Source organism: Novosphingobium sp. HR1a, assembly GCF_015594425.1.
GTDB lineage: Bacteria > Pseudomonadota > Alphaproteobacteria > Sphingomonadales > Sphingomonadaceae > Novosphingobium > Novosphingobium resinovorum_A.
Map to the genome: position 1 here is coordinate 20002 of NZ_JABXWS010000078.1, position 25927 is coordinate 45928.

23 protein-coding genes are annotated in these 25927 nt (G+C 66.2%); 13 read left to right on the plus strand and 10 right to left on the minus strand.

Going from position 1 to position 25927, the window contains the following annotated elements; genetic code table 11:
* Nucleotide 1: 1 nt before the first annotated feature.
* The gene (locus HWN72_RS21370; RefSeq protein WP_008829846.1) at nucleotides 2-454 is read left to right on the plus strand and encodes an EF-hand domain-containing protein; all 453 of its coding nucleotides are present in this window, start codon (nucleotides 2-4) and stop codon (nucleotides 452-454) included.
* Nucleotides 455-523: 69 nt separating this feature from the next.
* On the opposite strand, the gene HWN72_RS21375 is transcribed toward HWN72_RS21370, so the two are convergent.
* Nucleotides 524-1186, minus strand: coding sequence for a 5'-methylthioadenosine/S-adenosylhomocysteine nucleosidase (locus HWN72_RS21375; protein WP_008829847.1), 663 nt, complete (start codon nucleotides 1184-1186; stop codon nucleotides 524-526).
* A gap of 118 nt (nucleotides 1187-1304) precedes the next feature.
* Between HWN72_RS21375 and HWN72_RS21380 the strand changes: the two genes are divergently transcribed.
* On the plus strand, nucleotides 1305-1703 hold the full coding sequence (locus HWN72_RS21380) for a hypothetical protein (protein WP_008829848.1): 399 nt from the start codon (nucleotides 1305-1307) through the stop codon (nucleotides 1701-1703).
* Here HWN72_RS21380 and HWN72_RS21385 read toward each other — a convergent pair.
* From HWN72_RS21385 to HWN72_RS21405, 5 genes are all read right to left on the minus strand, one after another.
* Complete coding sequence (locus HWN72_RS21385) at nucleotides 1700-1936, minus strand: hypothetical protein (RefSeq protein WP_008829849.1); 237 nt, start codon at nucleotides 1934-1936, stop codon at nucleotides 1700-1702. The genes HWN72_RS21380 and HWN72_RS21385 overlap by 4 nt on opposite strands.
* A 50-nt stretch (nucleotides 1937-1986) precedes the next feature.
* Nucleotides 1987-3057, minus strand: coding sequence for an LLM class flavin-dependent oxidoreductase (locus tag HWN72_RS21390; protein WP_211151303.1), 1071 nt, complete (start codon nucleotides 3055-3057; stop codon nucleotides 1987-1989).
* A gap of 13 nt (nucleotides 3058-3070) precedes the next feature.
* Nucleotides 3071-4075: an alpha/beta fold hydrolase gene (locus tag HWN72_RS21395; protein WP_008829851.1), complete on the minus strand. Its 1005-nt coding sequence runs from the start codon at nucleotides 4073-4075 to the stop codon at nucleotides 3071-3073.
* Entirely contained in the window at nucleotides 4072-5103 is a 1032-nt protein-coding gene (locus HWN72_RS21400; RefSeq protein WP_211151304.1) for an alpha/beta fold hydrolase, read from the minus strand. The genes HWN72_RS21395 and HWN72_RS21400 overlap by 4 nt, the downstream gene beginning before the upstream one ends.
* 107 nt (nucleotides 5104-5210) lie before the next feature.
* Entirely contained in the window at nucleotides 5211-6095 is an 885-nt protein-coding gene (locus tag HWN72_RS21405; RefSeq protein ID WP_008829853.1) for a LysR family transcriptional regulator, read from the minus strand.
* A gap of 131 nt (nucleotides 6096-6226) precedes the next feature.
* Between HWN72_RS21405 and HWN72_RS21410 the strand changes: the two genes are divergently transcribed.
* Complete coding sequence (locus HWN72_RS21410) at nucleotides 6227-7618, plus strand: MFS transporter (RefSeq protein WP_248006208.1); 1392 nt, start codon at nucleotides 6227-6229, stop codon at nucleotides 7616-7618.
* A 6-nt stretch (nucleotides 7619-7624) separates the two neighbouring features.
* Entirely contained in the window at nucleotides 7625-8689 is a 1065-nt protein-coding gene (locus HWN72_RS21415) for an LLM class flavin-dependent oxidoreductase (protein WP_008829855.1), read from the plus strand.
* A 16-nt stretch (nucleotides 8690-8705) separates the two neighbouring features.
* Here the strand turns inward: HWN72_RS21415 and HWN72_RS21420 are convergent, their stop codons facing one another.
* Nucleotides 8706-9599 carry a LysR family transcriptional regulator gene (locus HWN72_RS21420; RefSeq protein ID WP_008829856.1) on the minus strand — a complete coding sequence of 298 codons (894 nt, stop codon included), beginning with the start codon at nucleotides 9597-9599 and terminating at the stop codon, nucleotides 8706-8708.
* A gap of 182 nt (nucleotides 9600-9781) precedes the next feature.
* Here HWN72_RS21420 and HWN72_RS21425 point away from each other — a divergent pair, with 182 nt between their 5' ends.
* The 7 genes from HWN72_RS21425 to HWN72_RS21455 all read left to right on the plus strand — a co-directional run bounded on the left by HWN72_RS21425 (nucleotide 9782) and on the right by HWN72_RS21455 (nucleotide 20533).
* Nucleotides 9782-12184: a TonB-dependent receptor gene (locus HWN72_RS21425; RefSeq protein ID WP_008829857.1), complete on the plus strand. Its 2403-nt coding sequence runs from the start codon at nucleotides 9782-9784 to the stop codon at nucleotides 12182-12184.
* A 309-nt stretch (nucleotides 12185-12493) separates the two neighbouring features.
* Nucleotides 12494-12583 carry a potassium-transporting ATPase subunit F gene (locus tag HWN72_RS21430; protein ID WP_008829858.1) on the plus strand — a complete coding sequence of 30 codons (90 nt, stop codon included), beginning with the start codon at nucleotides 12494-12496 and terminating at the stop codon, nucleotides 12581-12583.
* Between the two features lie 12 nt (nucleotides 12584-12595).
* A complete protein-coding gene (kdpA, locus tag HWN72_RS21435; RefSeq protein ID WP_211151305.1) occupies nucleotides 12596-14299 on the plus strand; it encodes a potassium-transporting ATPase subunit KdpA in 1704 nt (567 codons plus the stop codon).
* A gap of 10 nt (nucleotides 14300-14309) precedes the next feature.
* Complete coding sequence (gene kdpB / locus HWN72_RS21440; protein ID WP_211151306.1) at nucleotides 14310-16346, plus strand: potassium-transporting ATPase subunit KdpB; 2037 nt, start codon at nucleotides 14310-14312, stop codon at nucleotides 16344-16346.
* A gap of 205 nt (nucleotides 16347-16551) precedes the next feature.
* Nucleotides 16552-17154, plus strand: a complete 603-nt coding sequence (kdpC, locus tag HWN72_RS21445; RefSeq protein ID WP_211151307.1) for a potassium-transporting ATPase subunit KdpC — start codon at nucleotides 16552-16554, stop codon at nucleotides 17152-17154.
* On the plus strand, nucleotides 17151-19841 hold the full coding sequence (locus tag HWN72_RS21450; RefSeq protein ID WP_211151308.1) for a sensor histidine kinase KdpD: 2691 nt from the start codon (nucleotides 17151-17153) through the stop codon (nucleotides 19839-19841). Before kdpC ends, HWN72_RS21450 begins: the two co-directional genes overlap by 4 nt.
* A complete protein-coding gene (locus HWN72_RS21455; protein ID WP_008830868.1) occupies nucleotides 19838-20533 on the plus strand; it encodes a response regulator in 696 nt (231 codons plus the stop codon). The genes HWN72_RS21450 and HWN72_RS21455 overlap by 4 nt, the downstream gene beginning before the upstream one ends.
* Before the next feature lie 98 nt (nucleotides 20534-20631).
* On the opposite strand, the gene HWN72_RS21460 is transcribed toward HWN72_RS21455, so the two are convergent.
* Nucleotides 20632-22533 carry a potassium transporter Kup gene (locus HWN72_RS21460; RefSeq protein WP_008830869.1) on the minus strand — a complete coding sequence of 634 codons (1902 nt, stop codon included), beginning with the start codon at nucleotides 22531-22533 and terminating at the stop codon, nucleotides 20632-20634.
* A 223-nt stretch (nucleotides 22534-22756) separates the two neighbouring features.
* Between HWN72_RS21460 and HWN72_RS21465 the strand changes: the two genes are divergently transcribed.
* Complete coding sequence (locus tag HWN72_RS21465) at nucleotides 22757-23017, plus strand: hypothetical protein (RefSeq protein ID WP_008830870.1); 261 nt, start codon at nucleotides 22757-22759, stop codon at nucleotides 23015-23017.
* A gap of 166 nt (nucleotides 23018-23183) precedes the next feature.
* The gene (locus HWN72_RS21470) at nucleotides 23184-23462 is read left to right on the plus strand and encodes a hypothetical protein (protein WP_211151309.1); all 279 of its coding nucleotides are present in this window, start codon (nucleotides 23184-23186) and stop codon (nucleotides 23460-23462) included.
* Nucleotides 23463-23602: 140 nt separating this feature from the next.
* On the opposite strand, the gene HWN72_RS21475 is transcribed toward HWN72_RS21470, so the two are convergent.
* A complete protein-coding gene (locus tag HWN72_RS21475; RefSeq protein WP_248006209.1) occupies nucleotides 23603-24100 on the minus strand; it encodes a hypothetical protein in 498 nt (165 codons plus the stop codon).
* 60 nt (nucleotides 24101-24160) lie between these two features.
* The coding region (locus HWN72_RS21480) for a bifunctional diguanylate cyclase/phosphodiesterase (RefSeq protein ID WP_211151310.1) at nucleotides 24161-25927 on the minus strand (1767 nt) is incomplete at its 5' end.

The following is a 25927-nucleotide window of genomic DNA, read 5'->3' on the forward strand; positions in this document are numbered from 1 at the left end:
CATGACCAAGACTCACTTTATCGCAGGGCTCGTTCTCGCCCTCACAGCCAGCCAGGGCGCGCTTGCCCAGTCTACCGAAGAGCGCCGCGCCGCGCCCGGCCACGGCAAGGAAGCCTTCCTGCGCGAGAACGACGCCGATCACGACGGCCGCGTCACCGCCGCCGAGTTCGCCGCTGCCCGTGCCGCCAAGTACCGCACCTTCGACCTCGATGGCGACGGCAAGGTGAGCGAGGCGGACTACGTCGGCGAGTTCACCGGCCGCTTCAGCAAGGACAAACCGGCACCGGACGGCCAAGTCAAGCAGGCCCACGTGCGCTTCGGCGTGCTCGATACCGACAAGGACGGCAACCTGACGCTGGAAGAGTTCAATGCCTCGGGCGAGCGGATGTTCGAGCGGCTTGACACCAACGGCGACGGCGTCGTCGATGCGACCGACACTTCGGGTTCGTATTGATACTGAGCGTATAAAACACTTTCGTCATCCCCGCGAAGGCGGGAATGACGAAGGTAAGTTCGGCGACGATCAGGCGTTGGCGGTAAGGCTATCCGCCAATCCGCGCTCAAGCACCTCCGTCAGCTTGTCGAGCGCGATCGCCAGCCGCTCGTCCAGCAGCGCGAGCAGTTCGGTCCAGCCCGACATGCCCTCCAGTTCGTCCGCGCCGTCCGAGACACCGCGCAGGCCGATCATCGGCACGCCGAACCGCTGGCATGCGCGCAGCACTGCGTAAGTCTCCATGTCGACGAGGTCGGCGTCGATCCGCGCATAGTCTTCGCCGCCTATGACATCGCCGCCGGTCGACAGCGAGGCGCGGGGCAGGTCGGGGAGCAGCACGGGCAACTGCAGAACTGCCGGATGGTCGGCGAACGGTGTGACGCCCCTTGCGAAGCCGAGGCGCGATGCGTCCATGTCGCGCCATGACACGCTTTCGATCTGATAGACTTCCCCCATCCGGCAGCGCCGCGATCCGGCAGAGCCCAGGGTCACGACCAGATCGGGCAATTGCCCCGAGGCCTCCAGACGCTGCAGGCACGCGGTCGCCGCGATGGCGGCCTCGACGGGACCTACGCCGGTCATCAGCGGCGTCATCCGCGCTCTGAGATGCGGGCCGTACTCATGGTCGATGGCCATGACGAACAGCACCTGCATTCCCGCTATCGACGTCGGCTTCACAACTTGCTCCTGCATTGCCCGGCCCTGGTTCCTGCCGTAGCGGCGCGATCTTTCGCAAAGGTGACGCCGGCGCGCAATCGGCTTGTCGCAGGGCACCTTGATTTCAGTAGCCGCGACGTGTCAGGCATTCATCATGCTAGCACATACCCGTTCGATGATCGCTGCGATCGCCTTCGCCGTCCTGACCGGCAAGAAAGTCGCCGGACTCTACGACCATTCTCTTGGCCGCGACCTGCAGATCGCCGCCGAGTTCCGCGACGGCCGTTTGCAGGGGTTCGACGGCGCCCGGAGTGTAAAATTCGGCGGGACGCTGCCGGAAATCCACGACGCCGGGGACAAGAATTTCGTGTCGGTCGAGATCGATGGCGCGCAAGTCAAAGGCTACGATCGCGCCTCATCCACGTTCTTCGCAGCCCGGGTCGAGGATGGGCTGGTGCAGGTCTATGACTACGGGCAGAAGGCGTGGTTCGTCTATGACGTGCAGGACCCGCAGGCGGCGAGCGAGTACCACCGCGCGGCCGGCCCGGCCTAGGATTTTCCGGGTGCGGCCTTGGGTGTGACCGGTGCTTTCCTGGCTTCCCGCTTTTCCATGTGCTTCTTGAGCGCGTAGCCGCCCACCGCCGCGGCAACGAGTCCGACCGGCCCCAGTCGTCGCAGCACGCTCGTTGCGGCTACGCCGAGGACCGCACCGCCGGTGCCGTCGATACCGCGCACGTGTTGCGCTACCTGACTGCCTGCGACTGCACCCAAAATCTTGCCGAGCATATTTCTGTCTCCTTTGCAGGAGGAAGGGACGGGATCGGCCTTTGTTCCGGCTATTGCGCCTTTGCGCGTGCGCAAACCCGGGGGATCAGTTCTGCGCCGAACAGGCGGGCGTCGGGGATCGGGTCATAGCCGCTGACGATGAACCGGGAGAACCCGGCTTCCCGGTATTCCATCAGCGCATCCGCGACCTGATCGTGGCTGCCCACCAGGCATCCCAACGCCGGCCGACCGGTGGGAACGCGGGTGATGCCTGCCCAGAGCAAACCCTCCAGCGCATTCTCGTTGGCGGCTTGCCTGGCCCGGTCGATTGCCGCCCGGCGGCCTTCACCCGGATTGGTCTGGAAGCGGCCGTTATCGACGACTTCCTCGATCAACCGGTCCTGAATGGCATGGGCGCGTTCCCACGCCTGCGCCGGGGTGTCGGCGACGAGGACGCGCAGGGAGGTGAGCAGGGCCGGTGAACGGCCGATCGCGCGGGCGCGGGACAGCACGTCGCGCGCGGGCTCCTTCAGGGCCGCGGCAGGGAAGCCGGGGAACGCATAGACGTCCGCCGCGCGCGTCCCGTACTCGATCGAGGCTGGCGAACTGCCACCCCAGAAGACCGGGATGCCCTTTTCCGGCCGAACGTGGGAGAAGGCGCTCTCCACCTGGTAGAATTCCCCGTCGTGATCGAAAGGCGCCTCGCTCGACCAGACCTTGCGCATGACTTCGACGTATTCGTGGCTGCGGCGATAGCGGTCGTCCTTGGTACTGTAATCGCCGTCCGCGTGGAGTTCTTGATCGTCGGCACCGGTGATGATGTGGACACCGCAGCGCCCGCCGCTCATCCGGTCGAGGATGGCGAACATGCGCGCGGCCATTGTCGGCGCGATGAAGCCGGGTCGGTGCGCGATCATGAAGCCGAGCCTGCAGGTCGCCGCCGCTGCCCATGTCGCTATGGGCAGGCTGTCAGGCCGATGGGCCGAGTTGGCGATGAGCACGCGATCGAACCCTGCGTCCTCATGAGCGCGGGCGCAGGCTGCGATGAACTCGGAATCCACTTCGTCGAAGGGCCTCGGCCTGGCTTCGGAATAGTCGTTCCAGTGCAGGATGCCGAAGAATTCGGTCGTGTCGTCGGTCATGGATGTGCGCGCCTTACCGCTTGGCAGGGTCCGGCGCGACTGGCCGGTAGGGGGTAACGTCGAAGAGGAAGCTGTCGAGGATGTCGGCGAAGCGACCCGGCACTTCCAGCGGCGGATAATGTCCCACGTCCGGCAGGATCAGCGTCGATACCTGAGCATGGACCAGAGCATCGCGGAGGACCGCTGCACTCTCGACCGGCAGGACCGGATCGCGGGCGCCCCAGACAAGCAGCACCGGCGCAGTCACCTTCGCCAACGCGTCGGCGGTCAGCGCCGGATCGTCGAGCGCTGCGACGATGGCCAGCCTGTCGGGCGCGGCGGGGCGGCGGTTCATGTCGTAGTATTCGTCGACGAGCCGGTCGTCCGCGCGGCCGGGCTCTCCGGTGTAGAAATCGAAGTAGGCCCGCCAGTAGGAGCGCGGGCGGAAGATCTTGCTCTTGCGTCCGGTGGCCGGAGTGGAGGCGGCGATTTCCATCGCCAGCGCGGCGCTGAGCGCCATGCCTTTGCCGTCCGCGCGGCCAGTGGGCGTGTTGGACAGGATCAGCCGCTCGACCCGCGCCGGATTGCGCGCCGCGTAGTAGAACGAGATTGCACCGCCGCTCGATACCCCGGCAAGGTTGGCGCGTTTGACCTTGAGGGTGTCGAGCAGCGCCTCCAGCACCAGTACGGGATAGAGCGGGCGGTCGTAGAGTACACGTGGCGGGGCGCCCGACAGGCCCATGTTCGGCTCATCCCACGCGATCACGCGGTAGCGGCGGCTCAGACGCTCGATCATGGGCGCGAACGTGCGCAGCGACGAACTCGACCCATGCGTGAGGACCAGTACGGGGCCGGAGCCGACATCGACATAATGGATGCGCGTGCCGAGCAGGTCGATGAACTTCGATTGCGGAAGGCGGTAGCGGCTTTCCAGTTCGGCGACCGGGATCGGGTCGGGGCTGGCGATGGTTTCCTGCGCGCAGACGGGAGCGATCGTGAGCGAGAGCGCGCAGAACGCGCCGAGCACGGCGTGTTTCATCGTGTGCAGTCCTGTACTGTGCCGGCAGGCGGACGGGCGGCCTTGCCGCTGTCGGCATCGAGGAACCAGGCGATGTCCTCGGCGGCGTGCGGGGCCTCGATCGGCAGGAAATGGCCTGCACCGGGAAAACTGACCATTAGCCGGCGGGAGGCGCCGACCGTGCGTGTCACCTCGCAGCCCACCGAAACCGGGAGCATGGACCCGGCCCCGCCCCAAAGCACGAGCGTCGGTACGCGGACCGAGCCCAGCTGCTGCGCGGTCGTCTGCGATCGCTTGCCGTAATCGCTCGCTTCAAAGCGCAGGGCGCTGGTGAACTGGTCCAGCGTCGCCCCATTGCCGGGCTTGCGGTGCATGTCGTAGGTCTGCTGCACCAGATCGTCGGTGAGGACGGACTTGTTGGCGATCAGGCGGTTCAGGAGGTAGCGGTAGAACGCCTTGGGCCGGTAAATCGGCCGGAACAGGGTGTTCTCCAGAAAGCCCAGCATGGCCGAGGTCTTCGGCTGCAAGCCGGGTGGGATCGGCACCAGCGGCGCGTTCACCAGGATAAGGCTTTCCACCTGATCGGGATGCGCCAGCGTATAGCGCATGGCGATCGCGCTGCCGGTAGAGATGCCGCCGATACTGAAGCGCTTCAGGTGTTCGTGCCGGGCTAGGAGGGCGATCAGCTGCTCGACGCGGCGGGGGCTGTACTGGCCGGTGCGGTCGGGGCCGGAGAGGCCGTAAGGCGGCATGTCGATGCGGATCACGCGGTGGTCGCTGGCGAGCCGCTGCGCCCAGGCATCCCAGATACGCAGCGACTGGTAGTGCCCGTGGATGAGCATGATGACAGGCCCGGAGCCCCGGTCGTCGATGTGAAGTTGCATGCCGCCCAGCGTCACGTAGCGAGAATGCGCGGTCTGGTAGCGGTGGCGCAAATCCTCCAGCGAAATGGCGAAGGCGCCCGTCCGCGCAGCGAGGGCGAAGGCGCCGAACCCCACTGCAAGCAGTGCCAGCGCCGCGATCCCGGCCATGACCGGACGTTTCAGCATGTCCCGTGTTTCCCCGCCTTCATGCCCCGGACTATGCGGAGGGCACCGGCCATCGCCCAATCGAAAGCGCGCGCGCAGTCATGTCCAAACCGTATGGGAGCCTGCCGTCACAGCGCCTCGTGCAGCCGCTTGATCACCACGCGCAGGGCGCCGCTCATGTAGGTCCGCCGCCGGGTGATGACGCAAAGCGTCGCCTCGACGCGGCGCATGTCGGCGGGGACTTCCTGCAATCGCCCGTCGGCTAGGCAGTCGGCGATCTCGGTACGGGCCATCAGGCCGATAAGGTTCGCGTTGAGCAGTAGCTGGCGCAGCATCGCGGGCGAGGAACTGCGGACGCGGATGTTGTGGTCCTCGTCCTCCAGCCCCAGAAGTCCGCGGTAGAATGCCTCGGCATTGGGCTGGTTGAAGATCGCCCAGGGCCAGCGGGCCAGTTCTCGCGCAGGCGTCACGCCGCACTCGAGGATCGGGTGCCCCCGCCGCGCGACCAGCATCAGGTCGAGCCGGGTGAGTGGCCGGAAGTTGAGGTCGCCGCTGTCGAGGTCGGGGCGCAAAGTGTCGATGATCGCATCGAGCTCCCCGCGCCGAAGTCGCGCGAACTGCGTCTCGGGCACGTCGAAGTCCAGCGAAAGCGTGATGTTTTCCGCCGAAACCGCCATTTCCGCGCAGGCCTGCGCAATGCGCGGGTCGGTCGCGGTGGAGCCGATGCCGAGGCGGACATGGCCCAAACCGCCCGCCCGCATGGCGCCGACATCCTCGATCGCCTGGTCGAAGCCGTGGAGGATCGAGCGGGCATGGGCCGCCAGCAATTCCCCGTATCGGGTGGGCAGGACGCCGCGATGGCCGCGCTCGAACAGGTCGACGCCGAGCTGCTCCTCCAGCGTGCGGATACTGCGCGAAAGCGTGGGTTGCGTGATGTTCTGCGCGGTCGAGGCGAGGGTCATCGAGCCCGTCTCCACCGCCGCCAGGAAGTGTCGCAATTGCCGGATCTGCATGGTCTTCCGATTCCCCGAGCATACGTTTTGTGCATGGAAGAAGCCGTGCTTTCGATTTCCCGGGCCAGCGCCGTGTCCGTAGTCTCCGGCTGGTAGGCAGTCCGTGACGGACCTGCGAGGCGGGGGCGCTCTTGACCGAAATAGCGGCACTCAACGGCACCCAGAGTGTACCTAACCGCACCGGACGCATACCGATTGCGACCAAAGTGGGCTGGGCGTTCGGTTCGGCGGGCAGCACGACCGTGCTTTACGTCGTCAATGTCATCCTGATGTATTACCTAGTGACCGCGACCGGGATGGACCCCGCGCTCGCGGGCTCGTTCATGCTGGCCGGGCGCATCTACGACGGCATCGCCGACCTGCTGATCGGACAGGGCAGTGACCGCACCCGCAGCCGCTGGGGACGGCGGCGACCGTGGATGGCGGCGGGTGCGCTGCTGAGCGGCCTCGGCATGGCCTGGCTGTTCTCGGGCAGCGGGGCGGGCGGTTCGCAGGCGGTCATGGTGATGGGCGCGCTGCTGCTGACCTTCACCGGCTATTCTGCTTTCGCGATTCCCTCTTCCGCCATGCCCGCCGAGATCACCGACAGCCCGCAGGAGCGGACCTCGCTGATGGCCTGGCGGACGTTCTTCATCCAGCTTGCCGCGCTGGCGGGGGGCGCGCTGGCTCCGGCGATGATCGCGTGGGGCGGCAGTTCCGCCGATGCCTTCGCGCGGATGGGCTATTGCATGGCCGCCTTCATCTTCGTGAGCATGGCCGTCGCGGTCGTCGCGACCGGTGGCCTGCGCGAGCACCCTGTCGAGCATGAGCGCGGCTCCGCGCTCGCCGGGTTCGCGCAGCTTTTCGCCAACCGCCCGTTCATCGTCCTGCTGGGCGTCAAGTTCTGCGGCTTCATCGCCTCGGCGGCGGTGGGGGCGACGGGGCTGTTCTTCATGCGCGACGTGCTTGCACGCGGAGAGACCGGCATGGCGCAGTTCGCGCTGGCGAGCGGCGTGGTCGGCACCATGAGCGTGCCCGTCTGGCGCCAGATCGCCCGCTTCGCGCCCAAGCCGGTGATCTGCGCGGCGGCACTGGTGCTTTCGGCCGCGATCAGCCTGAGCTGGCTCGCGGCCTCCCCGGCCGAGGGCGATGCCCTGTTCCTGCTGCGCGGCGGCTTTGCCGGTTTCGCGACGACGGGAACGCTGCTGATGACGCTGTCCATGTTGCCGGACACCATCGCCTTCGGGGTGCGCCGCAGCGGGCTGCGCAAGGAGGGGCTCTACGCCGCCTTCTTCGAGTTCTTCCAGAAGGCCGCCTTCGCCCTCGCGCCGTTCCTCGTCGGACTGTTCCTGCAGGCGAGCGGCTACCGCTCCGGGACCGGCGCCGCGCTGGTGCAGAGCGAGGCCGCGCGCGAGGCGGTGCGCCTGTCGATGGCGCTGATCCCGGCGGTCGCGCAAGTGGCCGGGATCGTCCTGCTCCTGTTCTACCGGATGCCTGCCGAGAATTTGGCTGAACCGGCGCCCGCGCCGCACGAGGAAAACTGACGCGTCATGTCGATCGAGATCATCGGGACTTTCAACCATCGCGAATCCTCGGAGGCGAACCCGCGTCCGATGGGCATCGTCGAGCCCGACTTCATCGCCCGCCTCGCCGCCGCGTTCGAGGCGGCGGACTTCGACCGCGTGCTGATCGCGCAGGCGGCGACATGGCCCGACGGCGTGGTCTTCGCCACGCACCTTGCCGGGATCACCAGGCGGCTCAGGTTCATGATCGCGCACCGCCCCGGCTTCGTCGCGCCAACGCTGGCCGCGCGCCAGTTCGCCACGCTCGACCGGCTGAGCGAGGGGCGGGTGGGCGTCCATGTCATCTCCGCCCCCAGCGACACCGAGACGCAGGCCGACGGCGATTTCCTAACTCGCGACGAACGTCACGCCCGCAGTGCCGAATATATCCCGCTGCTGCGCAGGACATGGAGCGGCGAGCGGTTCGATCACGACGGCACGTTCTATACCTTGCGCGGCGCGCGCTCCGAAGTGGTGCCGGTGCAGGAGGGCGGCATCCCGGTGTTCTTCGGCGGCCAGTCCCCGCGCGCACTGGAAGTCGCGGGGCAGCACGCCGATGTCTACGCCTTCGGCATAGACCGGCTGGAACCCAGCGCCGCACTGATCGCATCGGTACGTCAAGAGGCGCGTAAGGCCGGTCGGACAGTCGATTTCTGCATGTCCACCCGGATCATCGTCGGCCGTACCGAGGGCGAGGCATGGGACAAGGCGCAGGCGGTGCTGGAGGACGTGCGCCGGGGCGTCGAGGACATGGCGCAAAAGGGCGGTCAGCCCGGCGTCCTCGGCAAGAACGAACTGGCCGAAGCGCGCGCCCGCGAAGGCGACGTGCTGGACGAGCGGCTCTGGGTGGGCATCGCCCGCGCCACCGGGTTCCAGAAGGCCGCCAGCACGATCGTCGGCACGCCGGACTCGGTCGCCGCCAGCCTGCTCGCCTATCACCGGCTTGGCGTGAACCGCTTCCTGATCAGCGGCTTCGATCCGATCGCCGACGTCCTGCACCTTGGCGAGCACCTGGTGCCGCGCCTGCGCGCTTTCGCCGCGCTGGCCGCCTGAGCCGGTGCGCGCGCACTCATCCCGGAGGTTTGGAAAGTTCGCGGCGCAGCAGGTTGGCGAATTCCATGACGATCGGACGCAGCGGAATATCGGGGCGGTAGAGCAGCCCGGTCGCGCGCGGGACGGGCATGCCCTCTACTCGCAGCGCCTGCGCCCGGGCGCCGCTCATGTAGTCGTCCGGCATGATGCCGAGGCAGCCTTCGTCCTCGATCATTGCGCGCATCATCCTTGGGGAATCGGTGCGGAAAACCTGATCGGGAAAGCCCATGCCGCCATTGGCGAAGAAGCGATTCATGTCGAGATCCGCGTGGAGGCAGTTTAAATAAACCCAGCGCTCGCGTGTCAATTGTTCAAAAGTAATGACATCATCTATGGCGCATAGGTGGTGCAGTTGTGCTGCATATAGATGGGTTGTTGTAGTAAAAAGTCGCTCATAGGCGATGCCTGCCTGCATGCGGTCCGTCGGGACCATGCTGGCGATCAGTTCGACCCTGCCCTCCAGCACCATCGGCACCAGATCCTCGATCATCCCGATCTTCAGATTGATCGACAGGTGGGGATAGCGCCGCGCGAACTCCGAGAGGATTTTCGGCAGTGCGAGGTCGGCCAGATGTGTGCCGATTCCGACGTTCAGCGCACCCCCCAGACCCTTCGCCAGCCGAGCGATGTCGGCCCTGGCATTGTCCGCTGTGGCGGTCAGCAGGTTGGCGTATTCGTAAAGCACGGAACCTGCCGAAGTCGGCTCAATTCCGTTGTTTCTGCGCACCAGAAGCGGCGTTCCAACGCTCGCTTCGAGGGCGTTCATGCTGCGCGTCAGGGCAGGCTGGGTGAGGTGCACCGCCTTGGCCGCGGCCGAGAACGAACGCTCCTCGATGATGGCGATCAGGTGGCGCAGCTGGCGAAGGTCCATCGTGCTCTCCGGGCGGCGGGACTCCGGGGTCCGGCCTCTGCAGTTTCATAACTGATGGTTATGGGCGGACAACCCAAATTCAATTGAATATCCGATTTTATCCTGAAAACTTCCGTTCCGAAGTCGTGCGATGAATCGAAGTTCATTGACACGCAAATTCCGAAAACAGGGAGAATACCAAGATGCGTTCGAAATCGAAATGCTATGACTTTGGTGCATGCTGCACCGCGCTCATGCTCGTCATGGCCGCCGCGCCTGCCGTGCAGGCCCAGGAAACCCCGGTTGCGCCGTCCGCTCCGCAGGCCGAAGCGGGCACCGACGGCGGGGTGATCATGGTCACCGCCCGTCGCCGCGAGGAGTCGCTGCTGGAGACCCCGGTGACGCTGTCGGTCATGACGGCGGCCAACCTCGCCAAGCTCAACGTCAACAACGTGCTGGACCTGCAGGCATTCACGCCGGGCCTCTATGCGCAGCAGACCAGTTCGGGCCGCGTCGACCGCAGCTACAGCCAGATCGTCATCCGCGGCATCGCCGATCCGCTGAACCCCACCGTCTCGGTGTTTCTCGACGGCACGCCGGTAAACTTCGATGTCATCAACAACCTCGGCAACGAAGTGTCGCGTGTCGAAGTGCTCAAAGGTCCGCAGAGCGCCGCCTTCGGCCGCCAGTCCTTCGCGGGCGCGATCAACGTGGTGACGCGTGATCCGGGAGATGCGTTCCGGTGGAACTTCGACGGCACGGCGGGCAGCTATTCGCTCTATGACATCAAGGCGAGCGTCGAGTTGCCGATCGTCAAGGACGCCATCGGCCTGCGCATCGGCGGGCGCCGCTACGGCTTCGACGGGCAGTACACCAACCCCTACGACGGCAGCCGCCTCGGTGCGCAGCAGACCGAGACGATCAACGGCACGCTGGTGATCAAGCCGTTCGACGGCCTGCGCCTCAAGGCTTTCGGCATGTATCTGGAGGACCATGACGGCGCGGGCGCGGCGGGCTTCTCCAGCCGTCTGCCGGTCAACACCTTCAACTGCAACGCGGGCGCCGCGCCGACCAACGTGAACAACTTCTACTGCGGCAAGATCCCGCAGTTCCCAACCAGCCAGATGGGCCAGAACCCGGCGACGCCCGCGTTCATCGACCAGGTCGTCAACAACTCGCTGGGACGCCTGAACCCGACCTACAAGGCGATCAACGACCACGCGGGTCTGGAGCGCCGCGAGATCGTGACGAACCTTGCGGTGGACTTCACGATCCCCGGCACCGACATCGTGCTCTCGTCGCTGACCGGCTATAACAAGACCCGTTTCCAGAGCAATCAGGACCTCGACGGGCGCGATACCAGCGGCATTCCCAACACCACGGTATCGACGATCCCCGGTTTCGTGGGCGATCCCTTCATCAACTACCCGACCATGGCGATGTACAAGGAAAGCGCCGTCAGCCAAGAGTTCCGGGTCACTTCCGGCGCGAACCAGCCGCTGCGCTGGATGGTGGGCGCCAACTACTTCAAGGTCAGCAACCGCAGCTATACGGTCGCGCTCTATCCCAATACGATCCAGGTGTTCGGCGACGGCTCGCTCAATACGCTCGTCGACAAGAGCGTGTTCGGCAGCGTGTCCTACGACTTCTCGCCGCGCTTCACGCTGAACGCCGAAGGACGCTACATCGAGGAGGAGCTGAAGGTCTACTTCCGCGATCCGCAGACCCTGCGCACCAGCGGCAAGTACAAGCGCTTCGTGCCCCGCGTTTCCGCGCAGTACAAATTCACGCCCGACCTCATGGGCTACGCGACCTATTCGCGCGGGATGAACAAGGGCGGCTTCAACCTCTCGGTCCTGCCGCTGACCGCCGCTCAGCGCGCTTATCTGGAAGAGCGCGCCTCGGTCACCAACATCTACAAGCCGGCCGTCATCGACAACTACGAACTGGGCCTGAAGGGCACCGTGGCGGATGTGTTCTCCTTCAGCGCGGCGGTCTTCTACGCCAAGTGGAAGGACCAGGCGATCACCAACAGCATCCAGGTCCCCAACGCCACCCCGGGCGCCAGCGACATCGGCGTCGGCGTGACCCAGAACACCGGCAGGAGCACGGTGAAGGGCGCCGAGATCGAGGGCAACCTCAAGGTGACCCATGCGCTGTCGCTCAACTTCAACGCCGGGTACAACAAGGTCGAGCTGGACACTTCGATCCCCTGCGCCTCGTGCGTGGCGATCACCGGCAACTCGACGGTGGCGGCGGGCGCGCAGAACCCTGCGGCTCCGGTGTTCACCAGCAACGTCGGCGCGGAATACGGCGTCGACATTGGTGACGGCTACCGCTGGTTCCTGCGCGGCGACTATGCACACCGCAGCCGCATCTACACGACGTACGAGAACATCTCGTGGATCGGCGATGCCAACAAGGTGAACCTGCGCACCGGCATTAGCAGCGAGCATCTCGACGTGCAGTTCTTCGTCAACAACGTGTTCAACGACAAGAGCTACACCGGCGTCCAGACGACGACGAGCCTGCTCGGCGGCAATGCGGTGGTGCTGTCGATGCCGGTCAAGCGCAACGGCGGCATCCGCGTGCGCTTCGGGTTCTGATCCTTCGAACATGGCATGATCGAAAGGCGTCCGGGAGCGAGCTATCGCTTCCGGACGTCGCTTTTTCAGCGAAAATCCGCAGATCATACGCAAATACTATGCGGCTGCGGATTTGCTCGTCTCGAATTCCAACGCCGCACCATCCTAATGGCTCTGCTGCATTCGACTCGTCCCGCACCCTTTGCGAGGCGAGCTTGCAGGAGCATTACCCATGCAGGACATCCTCTGGATCGGCCTGACCCTCGCGTTGCTGGCGGCCAGTCTCGGCTACGTCGGCCTGTGCAACAAGGCGTGAGGGGCGCGACCGACATGACCATCGATCTGTGGCTGGCGGGTTTCACCGCACTCGGCCTTCTCGTCTATCTCGTTGCCGTGCTCGCACGGCCCGAGCGGTTCTGAGGGGGCGCCGTCATGACCTTCCAGGGATGGCTGTATATCGCAGCTTTCGTCGGCGTTCTGCTGGCGCTCACCAAACCTATGGGGCTGTGGCTCCACGCGCTGTACGAGGGCCGCCGCACGCCGCTTCATCGTGTGCTCGGACCCGTAGAGCGCGGCTTCTACAAGCTGTCAGGCATTAACCCGGACGAGGACCAGCCGTGGCATCGCTACGCGGTGCACATGCTGGTGTTCAACGCCGTGCTGCTGCTCCTGACTTATGCGGTGCTGCGCCTGCAAGGCGTGTTGCCGCTCAACGGCCTCGGCTATGCGGGCATCGGCGCGGACGGGGCATTCAACACCGCCGTCAGCTTCACCACCAACACCAACTGGCAGTGGTACGTGGGCGAAGCGGTGATGAGCAACCTGTCGCAGATGTTCGCGCTGACGATCCATAACTTCCTCTCGGCGGCCACCGGGATCGCGCTGGCCTTCGCGCTGTTCCGTGGGTTCGCGCGCCGCAGCGCTACCGGAATCGGCAACTTCTGGGCCGACATTACGCGCGTGACGCTCTACCTGCTGCTGCCCGCCTGCGTGGTCTACACGCTGTACCTGATTGCGGCGGGCGTGCCGCAGACGCTGGCGGCATCGGTCGACGTCTCGACGCTGGAAGGCGTGAAGCAGACGCTCGCGCTCGGCCCCGTCGCCTCGCAGGAGGCGATCAAGATGCTGGGCACCAACGGCGGCGGCTTCTTCAACGCCAATTCCGCTCACCCCTTCGAGAACCCGGACGCGCTGACCAACTTCGTCCAGATGCTGTCGATTTTCGTGATCGGCACCGGCATGACCTGGTGCTTCGGCAAGGCGGTGGGCAATACCCGCCAGGGCTGGGCGATCCTGGCGGCGATGATGACGATCTTCCTGATCGGCACCGCCGTGGTCTACTGGCAGGAAGCGGTGGGCAATCCGGTGCTCCATCACCTCGGCATCGCCGGAGGCAACATGGAAGGCAAGGAAGTCCGCTTCGGCGTGGTCGCCTCGGCGCTGTTCTCGGTCGTCACCACGGCGGCGAGCTGCGGCGCGGTCAATGCCATGCATGACAGCTTCACGGCGCTGGGCGGCATGATCCCGCTGTTCAACATGCAGCTTGGCGAAGTCGTCGTCGGCGGCGTCGGCGCAGGCATCTATGGCTTCCTGCTGTTCGCCATCCTTGCCGTCTTCGTTGCGGGTCTGATGGTGGGCCGAACGCCCGAGTACGTCGGCAAGAAGATCGAGAGCCGCGAGGTCAAGCTGGCGGTGCTGGCGATCGCGGTGCTGCCGCTGGTGATCCTGGGCATGACCGCCGTGGCCTCGGTGCTGCCTGCGGGCCTTGCCGGGCCGCTCAACAAGGGGCCGCACGGGTTCTCCGAGATCCTCTACGCCTTCACCAGCGCCGTAGGCAACAACGGCTCGGCCTTCGCGGGGCTGAGTGCGGGCACGCCGTTCTACAACGGCATGCTGGGCGTCGCCATGTGGCTCGGCCGGTTCTTCGTCATCGTGCCGATGCTGGCGATCGCGGGCAGCCTCGCCGCCAAAAGGTACACGCCGGAGACGGCGGGCAGTTTCCCCACCACCGGGCTGCTGTGGACGGGCCTGCTGATCGGCATCGTCCTGATCGTGGGCGGCCTGACCTTTCTTCCCAGCCTCGCCCTTGGCCCTGTCGCCGATCATCTCGCGATGATCCGTGGCCAGCTTTTCTGAGGACCTGACGATGTCCCGATCGCAAACCAAATCCCTGTTCACCGCAGACCTGATCGTTCCGGCGATCGGCGATGCCTTCCGCAAGCTCAATCCGAAGGAACTGATCCGCAACCCGGTGATGTTCACCACCGCCGTCGTCGCGGTGCTGCTGACGGTGCTGCTCATCGTCGGCCGCGACGGCCTCGACGCCGGGTTCAAGATCCAGCTGGTGCTGTGGCTCTGGTTGACCGTCCTGTTCGGCACGTTCGCCGAGGCGCTGGCAGAAGGGCGCGGCAAGGCGCAGGCCGCCAGCTTGCGCGCCACCAAGGCCGAACTCACTGCCAAGCGGCTGAAGGGTGACGGTAGCCGCTACGACTCCGTCCCCGCCAGCCTGCTGAAAAAGGACGACGTCGTCCTCGTCCAGACCGGCGATCTCATCCCCTCGGACGGCGAAGTCGTCGCCGGTGTCGCCTCGGTCAACGAGGCCGCGATCACGGGCGAGAGCGCGCCCGTCATCCGCGAGGCGGGCGGTGACCGCTCGGCGGTGACGGCGGGCACCCGCGTCATCTCCGACGAGATTCGCGTGCGTGTTACCGTCAATCCGGGGCAGGGCTTCCTCGACCGCATGATCGCGCTGGTCGAAGGCGCCGAGCGCCAGAAGACCCCCAACGAGATCGCCCTGACCCTGCTGTTGGTGGGCCTGACCATCATCTTCCTGATCGCCGTCGCCACCATCCCCGGCTTTGCCAGCTATGCGGGCGGTTCGGTGCCGGTGGCGATCCTTGCGGCGCTGCTCATCACGCTGATCCCGACCACGATCGCGGCGCTGCTTTCGGCCATCGGCATCGCGGGCATGGACCGGCTGGTGCGCTTCAACGTGCTGGCGAAGTCCGGCCGCGCGGTGGAGGCAGCGGGCGACATCGACGTGCTGTTGCTCGACAAGACCGGCACCATCACCGTCGGCGACCGTCAGGCCAGCGAGTTCCGCACGGTGGGCGGCGTGGGCATGAGCGAACTTGCCGAAGCCGCGCTGGTCGCCAGCCTTGCCGACGAGACGCCCGAGGGCCGCTCGATCGTCGTGCTGGCGCGCGAGAAGTTCGGCCAGACCGCGACGGCGCTTCCCGAGGGCGCCGAGGTCATCCCCTTCACCGCGCAGACCCGCATCTCCGGCGTCAACACCGGCGGGCGCGTGATCCAGAAGGGCGCGGTTCAGGCGATCCTTGCCGCCAATCCCGGCGCGGGCGCGACGGCCGCCGCCACCGAACTGCGCCGCATCGCCGACGAGATCGGCCGCGCGGGCGGCACGCCGCTGGCGGTCGCCGTCGACGGCAGGTTGCTGGGCGCGATCTTCCTCAAGGATATCGTCAAGGCGGGCATTCGCGAGCGCTTCGGCGAACTGCGCGCGATGGGCATCCGCACTGTCATGATCACCGGCGACAACCCACTGACGGCGGCCTCGATCGCGGCGGAATCGGGGGTGGACGACTTCCTCGCCGAAGCCACGGCGGAGGACAAGCTGGCGCTTATCCGCAAGGAGCAGCAGGGCGGCCGCCTCGTCGCGATGTGCGGCGACGGCACCAACGACGCCCCCGCGCTGGCGCAGGCGGACGTCGGCGTCGCCATGAACACCGGCACCCAGGCCGCGCGCGAGGCGGGCAACATGGTCGACCTCGACAGCGATCCGACCAAGCTGATCGAGGTCGTCGGCCTCGGCAAGCAGCTGCTGATGACGCGCGGCGCGCTGACCACGTTCTCGGTTGCGAACGACGTGGCCAAGTACTTCGCGATCATCCCGGCAATGTTCGTGGCGCTCTACCCCGGCCTCGGCGTGCTCAACGTGATGGGGCTGTCGAGCCCGCAGAGCGCGATCCTTTCGGCGATCATCTTCAACGCGCTCATCATCCCCTGCCTCGTCCCGCTGGCGCTGCGCGGCGTCACGTACAAGCCGATGGGCGCGGGACCGCTGCTGGCGCGCAACCTTCCGGTCTACGGCCTTGGCGGGCTGATCGCGCCGTTCGTCGGCATCAAGCTCATCGATCTCGCGGTCGGCGGGCTGGGACTGGCGTGAGGATGACGGCGAACTGAACCTTCTCTTTCCCGTCATTCCCGCGAAGGCGGGAACCCATCTCCTGAAGTAGCCGATCGCACGGCCATCAGATGGGTCCCCGCCTTCGCGGGAATGACGGGGAAAAAAGGGTAAACCTCTCAACACCGCTCAGGCTGAGCTTGTCGAAGCCCCCGAGGCGAAGCGCAGGCTCACAGGAGACAGACAAATGACCAACGATATTTCAAGCTCGCTGCGCCCCGCGCTCGTGATGACCGGGCTTTTCGCCATTCTGCTCGGCCTTGCCTATCCGCTGGCGATGACCGGGATCGGGCAAGCGCTGTTCCCGCGTCAGGCGAATGGCAGCCTCGTCACCGAAAGCGGCAGGGTGATCGGCTCCACCGTGGTCGGGCAGGCCTTCACTTCGGAGCGCTACTTCAACACCCGGCCTTCGGCGGCGGGCGCTTCCGATCAGGGGGGCTACGACGGCCTTGCCTCCTCCGGGTCCAACCTCGGCCCCGCCTCACAGGCGCTGCACGACCGGGTGCAGGCCGATCTCCAACGCATGCAGGCTGCGACACCAGGGCGTCCCGTTCCGTCCGACCTGGTGACCACCTCCGCCTCGGGGCTCGACCCCGATATCAGCCCCGAGGCGGCCTTGTATCAGGTGGACCGCGTGGCCCGCGCGCGTGGGCTCGAATCCGAAGCGCTGCGCCGCCTCGTCGCGGGCAGCATCGAGGAGCCGCTACTCGGCTTCATCGGCGAACGCCGCGTCAACGTGTTCGAACTCAATCGACGACTGGATGCATTGCGCGCTAAGCCGGTCCGGTGAACGAGCCTGAACGCCCATCGCCCGAAGCCCTCCTGCGCGCCGCCGCGCGGGAGGGTCGCGGCCGTCTCAAGATCTTCCTCGGCGCCGCGCCCGGCGTCGGCAAGACCTGGGAGATGCTGACCGAAGGCCACCAGCGCCGCGCGGCTGGGGTGGACGTGGTCGTCGGTGTCGTGGAAACGCACGGGCGGCGAGAGACCGGGGCGCTGGTCGAGGGCCACGAGGTGATCCCCCGCCGCACGGTGGACCACGTCGGTCACACGCTGGGCGAGATGGACATCGACGCCATCCTCGCCCGAGCGCCGGCCTTGGTGCTGGTCGATGAACTCGCGCATACCAACGCACCCGGCAGCCGCCATTCCAAGCGCTATCAGGACGTCGAGGAATTGCTCGACGCCGGGATCGACGTCTGTTCCACGCTCAACATCCAGCACGTCGAGAGCCTGAACGATGTGGTCGCCTCGTTCACCCGCGTCCGCGTGCGCGAGACGGTGCCCGATTCGATACTCGAACAGGCCGAGATCGAAGTCGTCGACATTCCGCCCGACGAACTGATCGAGCGGCTCAGGGACGGCAAGGTCTACGTGCCGCACGAGGCGACGCGCGCGCTGGGGCACTTCTTCTCCAAGTCCAACCTCACCGCGCTGCGCGAACTGGCGCTGCGCCGTGCGGCGCAGGCGGTGGACGCGCAAATGCTGGAGCACGTGCGCGCCCATGCGCTGGCGGGCAGCTTCGCGGTGGGCGAACGCATCGTCGTCGCTGTCAGCGAGCACCCTCATGCCGCCGGGCTGGTGCGCGCGGGCAAACGCATGGCCGACGCCTTGCGCGCGCCTTGGACCGCCGTGCACATCGAGACCCGGCGCGACCAGCACTTCTCCGATGGCGAGCGCCGACAACTGGCCGATACCCTTGCGCTGGCCTCGCGCCTCGGTGCTTCCACCGCCAGCATCCCGGCGGCGGGCGTCGTCGAAGGGCTGGGCGGCTTCGCAAAGGATGCGCGCGCGACGCAGATCGTCATCGGCAAGTCGCACCGCTCATGGTGGTTCGAGGCGCGGCACGGCTCGGTGGTGGACCGGCTGGTGCGCACGATCGGCGACGTCGCCGTGCACGTCCTGCCTTCGGGCGAGCCGGTTGCCAGTGGCCGCAAGCCCGAAAGGAGGCGAGGTCAACGATGGGGGCAATGGGGCCATCCGGCGCATTACCTGGGGGCGCTGCTGATGGTCGCGGCAATGACCGTGCTCGGCCGTCTGCTGGTCGAGGTGATCGACCTTGGCAACATCGCGCTGCTCTACCTGATCCCGGTGATGTTCGCGGCGGCCTCGTTCTCGCTGCGGGCGGGGCTGTTCGCGGGGCTGGCCTCCAGCCTCGCCTACAACTTCTTCTTCCTGCCGCCGACCGGCACGCTGACCGTTGCCAATCCCGAGAACGTGATCTCGATCCTGGTGCTGCTGGGCGTGGCGGTGGTCACCAGCCAGTTCGCCGCGCGGGTCCGCGCGCAGGCCGACCTCGCGGGCGCCAGCGCACGCCAGAACGCCGCGCTTGCCAGCTTCTCGCGCCAGTTGACGGCGGCGGCCACGCAGGACGAGCTGATGCAGGCGATCTGCGCCGAAGTCGCCCGTCTGCTCGACGTGCGCGCGGTGCTGCTGCTGCCCTCGCTGGCAGGCCCGGACCTCGCCGCCGCCTATCCGCCCGAGGACCGGATGGATCAGATCGAACTGGCCGCCGCACAATGGGCGATCGATAATGAGCAGCCCGCCGGGCGCGGCTCGGCGACGCTGACCGCCTCCGACTGGCTATTCCACCCGCTGCGTGCGTCCGCCGCATCCGGCCGCGGCGTGATGGCGGTCCTCGGCATCGCGCGCGAGGATGCCGGCGACCCGGTGCGATCGGACGAAGTGCCGCTGCTGATGAGCCTGCTCGATCAGGCGTCGATCGCCTTCGACCGCATGGCGCTGGAGGAGGAGAACCTCAAGGCGCAAGCCGTGGGCGAGCGCGACCGGCTACGCGCGGCGTTGCTCTCGTCGGTCAGCCATGACTTGCGCACGCCGCTCACCACGATCCTCACGGCGGCGCAGGAGTTCAGGACGCACCCGTCGCCCGACCTCGTCGAGACCATCGATGCCGAGGCGCAGCGCCTCAACCGCTTCGTCGCCAACCTGCTCGACATGGCCCGCGTCGAGGCGGGCGCGCTGCCGATGAAGCCCGAAGCGACCGACCTGTTCGACGCGGTTGCCAGTGCCGTCCACGATACCCGAAATGCGCTGCATGGGAGGCAGATCGACCTCGACATTGCGCCGGACATTCCGCTGGTACGGCTCGATCCGGTGCTGCTGCACCATTGCCTGATCAACCTGCTCGACAATGCCGGGCGCTATGGCGAACCCGGGACGCCGATCCTGGTGCGCTGCCGTCGTTCGCCGGGCGCCTTGCGGTTGTCGGTGATCGATCGGGGGCCGGGCATTCCGCCGGGTCAGGAAAAGCGCGTGTTCGAGACGTTCACCCGGCTCGAAGGCTCCGACCGGGTGCGCCATGGCACCGGGCTCGGCCTCGCCATCGTCAAGGGTTTCGCCGAGGCCATGGGCCTGTCGGTCGAGGCCGCCAACGCCGAGGACCCCTTCGGCGCCTGCTTCACCATCCGTATTCCCGAGGCGCTGATCATCCGGCACCTCGACAATGAGGACATGCCATGAAGACCCGCCACAAGGTGCTCATCGTCGATGACGAGTCGCATATCCGGCGCCTGATCCAGACGGCGCTCGGAAGGGCCGACTATGCGACGGTCGAGGCAGGCAACGCGCGCGAGACGATGGAGCGCCTGCGCGAGGAGCGCCCAGATCTCGTGCTGCTGGACCTTGGCCTGCCCGATCGTGACGGGCTGGAACTGGTGCCGCTGATCAAGAAGGAGACCGATGCGACGCTGATCATCGTCTCGGCGCGCGATGCCACGGACGAAAAGGTGGCGGCGCTGGATCTGGGGGCAGACGATTACCTGACCAAGCCGTTCGACACTGACGAACTGCTGGCGCGCCTGCGCGTGGCGCTGCGGCACCGGATGGCGCGCGGCGGGGGCGTGTCGGCCGTGACTGCGGGTGACGTGTCGATCGACCTGATGGAGCGGCGCATCACCAAGGCGGGCAGGGAAGTGCACCTCACGCCCAAGGAATATGCCGTGGTCGCGCAACTGGCGCAGCACCCGGGGCGGGTCATCACGCACCACCAGATCATGATGCAGGTCTGGCCGTCCGAGAACGAGCGCCACGTCGAATACCTGCGCGTGCTGGTGCGCAGCCTGCGGCAGAAGCTGGAGGACGATCCGCAGCGCCCGCAAATCATCGGCAACGAGATCGGCGTGGGCTATCGCCTGCACGTGTCGCCGGAGTGACGGGGATTTGTTCGTCATTGCGAGCGCAGCGAAGCAATCCAGGGCGGCTTAATACTGCCCTGGATTGCTTCGCTGCGCTCGCAATGACGCACGGAGTGTCAGATCTCCACTTGCGAGCCGAGTTCGACGACACGGTTCGTCGGCAGGTTGAAGAACTCCATCGGCGTCGCCGCATTGCGGATCATCCACGCGAAGAGCTTCTCGCGCCAGAGCGCCATGCCGGGCTTCTCGGAGGCGATCAGGGTCTGGCGGCTGAGGAAGTAGCTGGTGTCCATCGACCCGAACGGCGCGCCGCAGGTGGTGACGGCCTTGAGCGAGGCGGGAATGTCCACGTCCTCGAGGAAGCCGTGGCGCAGGCGCATGCGGTAGAAGTTCGCGCCGTGATCGGCGATGGTGATGCGGCCTTCCTCCGGCATCGACGGCACCGCTTCGGTCGTCACCGTGAGGATGACGATGCGCTCGTGCAACACCTTGTTGTGCTTGACGTTGTGAAGCAGCGCGGGCGGCACACCCTCGCTGGTTGAGGAGAGGAAGACGGCCGTACCCGCGACGCGGCGCACCGATCCGGCGGTGGACTTGATGAACAGGTCGAGGTCGATGGCACCCTCCGCAAGATAGCGGCGCATGACCTTGCGGCCCGTGGACCAGGTGGTGAGCATTACGAAGACGATCGCGGCGACCAGCAGGGGGAACCAGCCGCCGTCGGGGATCTTCGTCGCATTCGACAGGAAGTAGGCGCCATCGATGATCAGGAACAGTCCGGTGACAGTCCCCGCCACCACCGGCGGCCAGCGCCAGACGCTGAAGGTGAGGACACCCAGCATGCAGGCGGTGATCACCATCGTCCCCGTCACCGCGATGCCGTAAGCCGCAGCCAGACTGCTCGATGAGCGGAACGAGAGCACCAGCAGGACGACGAAGACCAGCAGCGCCCAGTTGACGATCGGCACGTAGACCTGCCCCTCCGCCGAAGCGCTGGTGTGGAGGATGCGCAGCCTCGGCAGGAAGCCGAACTGCACCGCTTGGCGGGTGATCGAGAACGCGCCCGAAATCACCGCCTGGCTGGCGATGACGGTGGCCAGCGTCGCGAGGATCACCAGCGGCAGTCGTGCCCATTCCGGGGCGAGCAGGAAGAAGGGATTGCTCGCCGCCTCGGGATGGTCGAGCAGCAGAGCGCCCTGTCCCATGTAGTTGAGCATGAGGCAGGGCAGCGCGGCGTAGAGCCAGGCGATGCTGATGGCCTTGCGGCCGAAATGCCCCATGTCGGCATAGAGCGCCTCCGCGCCGGTCACCGCCAGCACCACCGACCCCAGCGCGAGGAACGCCAGCCTGGGATCGAGCGCGAAGAAGTGCCAAGCCCAGTACGGGTTGACGATGCCGATGATCTGAGGATGGACGATGATGTTGGTTACGCCCAGCACCGCGAGAACAACGAAGTACACCGCCATGACCGGCCCGAAGAATGCGCCGACCCGCTCGGTGCCGTGCTTCTGGATCAGGAACAGGCCGAGCAGGATGACGATCGCGATCGGCAGCACCAGTTCGCCCAGCGACGTCTCCACGACGGTAAGCCCCTCGACCGCCGACAGCACGGAGATGGCGGGGGTGATGATCGCATCGCCATAGAACAGCGCGGTCGCGATCACGCCCAGCATCGCGATCACCGGCGTCCAGCGCGTTTCGCCCAGGCTCCGCCCGATCAGCGCGAGGAGGGCCATCGAGCCGCCTTCGCCCTCGTTGTCGGCGCGCATGACGATGAAGACGTACTTGAACGTCACGATCAGCGTCATCGTCCAGAAGATCAGCGAGAGCACGCCGAAGATGTGAGCGTGGTCCACCGCCAGTGGATGGTGCCCGACGAAGCTCTCCTTGAGGGCGTAAAGCGGGGACGTGCCGATGTCCCCGAACACCACGCCCAGCGCGCCGAGCGCGAGCGTCGGCAGCCGCCCGTGAGGCCCGCTGCCGTGGCCCGAAATCGCACCGGTCTGGTCGCTGCTCAAGTCATGCCCTCTTGGTTGCTTTGCCCGATGCCCATGCCATGGAACCGCATTTGATCTCCATATCGGCAAGATGTCGAACACATATGATCGGCATATGATTTGCATTTTTCCGGCGCGAATTCCGGCGTGATCTTATGCAATCTCAATGCGGAGCCACAGGTTCCCCTCTCGAATTGCTATGCGAAGGTGCGTAGCTGAAGCGCCTCCTCAAGGGAGGTGATGTATGATCCGTTGGCATGAAACTCTGGCGGCGCAGATCGGCTTGCGCATCGGCGGCCTCGCTGTCCTGACGCTCGCGGCGATGACGGTGCGCGTGCTGTACACGCGGGTGCACGCCCATCCGCCCGCACCGGCCGGCCTTGCCGATCTTGGCCTGTGCGCGATCGTCGTCGTGCTCATGGTCGTGGGCGATGCCCTGCTGTTCGCGGGGCCGGCCTTGTGGAAGCAGGTGATGGTCCCCGGGCGCTGGTCGGCTACGGCCTAGCGGAGATCGAACTCGATCGGCACGGTCAGTTCCACGGTATCCGGACGTCCCGCAGGAATGGCGGGCAGGGGCCGGATAGCGGCGGAAGCGCCCCAGGTGAGCGAGCACCGATGCTTCCCAGTCCGGCCGGGTATCGCTGGACAGCCGGAGCGCTGCCGGAGCGGCGATGGCCTTCGGTGCCGTCGTCTGGGGCATCGGCGGGCCGGGATTGACGATCTCCACCGGCTCGGAGGCGAGGGGCTCGTTGGCCGGTGCGGTGACGAGCACGACCATCGGCTGGGGCGGAATTTCCCGGTCCGGCTGCGGCCTGGCCTCCTGCCTCTCGGCGCGGGTTGGCCCCGGAGCGACGTGGCGTTCCGGTTCTGGCGGGGGCGCCAGCGACTGCAATTCGACGGTCAGCGGGGGAGAGTTCGGCATGACACGCGCTGCGGCGTCTGCCATGTGAACAGCGCGGCCAGCAGGGCCAATACCGCAATGCCGGTCGTCCCGGAAAGCCCCGCCAGACGCGCGGGCCAACTGGTGGGCTGATCGCAATAGCGCTGGCTCGAGGTCGTCGAAGCCGCCATGGGAGAGGCGCGCGTGATCTCAGCCGAAGCGATCGTTGCGGGCGTTCATGATCGCGCTGTTGATGATGATCGGGTCCGCGACCGAGGCCGAGTTGGCGAAGCCGCCGGAACTGTACGTGTCGCTGACGGTGTCGTTCGCCCAGGCGGTGGCGCGGAAATCGATCCAGCGGCTGCCGGGCTGCCACTTGTACTCGGCGTTATAGGCTTTCGCATGGACCTTGCTGAACGGGCACTGGACGTTGCCGAAGTAGTTGCCGCGTTCCCGGAAAGCGTAGGCTCCCATCAGGTCCACGTCGCCGAGATGGGCGGCGGCTGCGAGACGGATCGCGCGGTCTCCGGCGAAGAAGCTCTCGTTGTCGTCGGAGGTACACAGGTTCACGCGTAATGAAGGGTCGCAATAGGGGAACGTGGGTGAGCCACCGGTCGAGCGCAGGAAGTCCGGCACGTCATTGTAATTCTGGCCGGTCAGCAGGGTGGGCAGGCCGCGCGGACTGGCAGAACAGTTTTTGCGAACCAATCTCGAAAAGGAGGTTGCGAAAGTTTCCCCCTTGCGCACGTTCGATTGTCGCCGGAGCCCTCAGGACATCGCGAACAGAGCTTGCGCCGCCAGGGCGTCGGCCGGCTTGCCGAAATAGTATCCCTGAATCTTCCGGCAGCCGAGCTTGCGTACCATATCGACTTCCCGGCGGGTCTCGACCCCTTCCGCCGTAGTGCTCATGCCCAGACTTTCCGCCATCGTCACTACCGCCTGCAGGATGGCCAGGCATTCCCGGTTGCCGCCCGCTGCGCCATGGACGAACGACCGGTCCAGCTTGATGGTGGAAAAGCGCATCCTGCGCAGGTATCCCAGCGACGAATAGCCGGTGCCGAAGTCGTCCAGCGCCACTGTGCATCCCACCGCCATGACGTGCTCCAGAGCGGTGCAGGCGCGCGTCGCATCGCTCAGGAAGATGCTTTCGGTCACCTCGATCTCCAGGCGCTCGGGAGCAAGGCCGCTCGTCGTCAGGGCGCCGATGACACTGGACACGAAGTTCGGGTCCAGCAACTGCTCTCCCGATACGTTGACGGCGATGCGCACGTCTCCGGGCCAGCTTGCGGCTGCCTTGCAGGCTTCGTGCATGATCCATTCGCCGATCGGCACGATGAGGCGCGTTTCTTCCGCGATCGGGATGAATTTTTCCGGGCTGACGGGACCGTACTCGGTGCTCCGCCAGCGCAGCAGCGCCTCGAAGCTGACGACCGCTTCCGATTGCGCATCGACCACGGGCTGGAAGGCGAGGTGCAGTTCGTCCCGCTTCATGGCGCTTCGCAATGCGATCTCCAGCTTGCGGCGCTCCTCGGCCTGCGCGTGGAAGCTGCGCTCGTAGCGGCAGTGCGAATTGCTGCGGGTTTCCTTGGCACGATATAGCGCCAGATCGGCGTTGCGCATAATCGTCTCGGCGGTGGAGCCGTCATGCGGGCCGACCGCCCAGCCGATCGATGCGCCCACGAATACCGTATGCTGGCCGATCTCGTAAGGCTGGATCAGGCGGTCCGTGATGCGCCGGACCAGCAGCCTTACCCGATCGAGGTCGGATGCCTCGGGAATGACCACCGCGAAGGCGCCGCCGCTGAAGCGACCGCACATGTCGCTGTCGGCGATCTGCTCCCTGAGACGTTCGGCGACGCGCGCCAGCAAGGTGTCGCCGACGTCGTGGCCGAGCGTGTCGTTCACCGCCTTGAAGCGATCGAGATCGATCATCAGGAACGCGCAGGCATTACGCCGCCGCAGCCCGCTGCGATCGAGCGCCGCAGCCAGTACTTCAGTGAGTTTTGCCCTATTCGGCAACCCGGTCAGCGCATCATAATGCGCCAGTCGGGTCATCATTTCGAGAGTTACGCGGCTTTCGGTAATGTCGCAGCCGGTGCCGCGATAGCCGGTGAATATGCCTTCCTGGTAGTGCGGCTCGCCTGAAAGTTTCCACCAGCGCGGCCGGTCGTCCACCCTGACCTGCATGGCAAGGCCAGAGAAATCCTCACGGCGTTTCATGCGCTCGGCAAGTTCGGTCCCATCGGAAGGCGCGTCTCCGGCACGTGCTCCGGCGATCAGTCTGCGCAGCGAAATGCCTTTCAGATCGGATGGATCGCGCCCGGTCGCCAGTGCGAACCCGCGTGATACCTCGGTCAGACGCCGGGTCGCATCGGTTTGCCAGTGCCAGTGTGCATCGTCGTGTCCGAACTCGCATTGGAACGGCAGGGTAGCCGCATCATCGCTGGACGGTTGCGCGCCGGGTGCCGAGGCGGGCCGTATCGAGCGCCGCCGCTCTACGATCACGGTGGAGGTTGTCGCCATGAACAGAAGCGC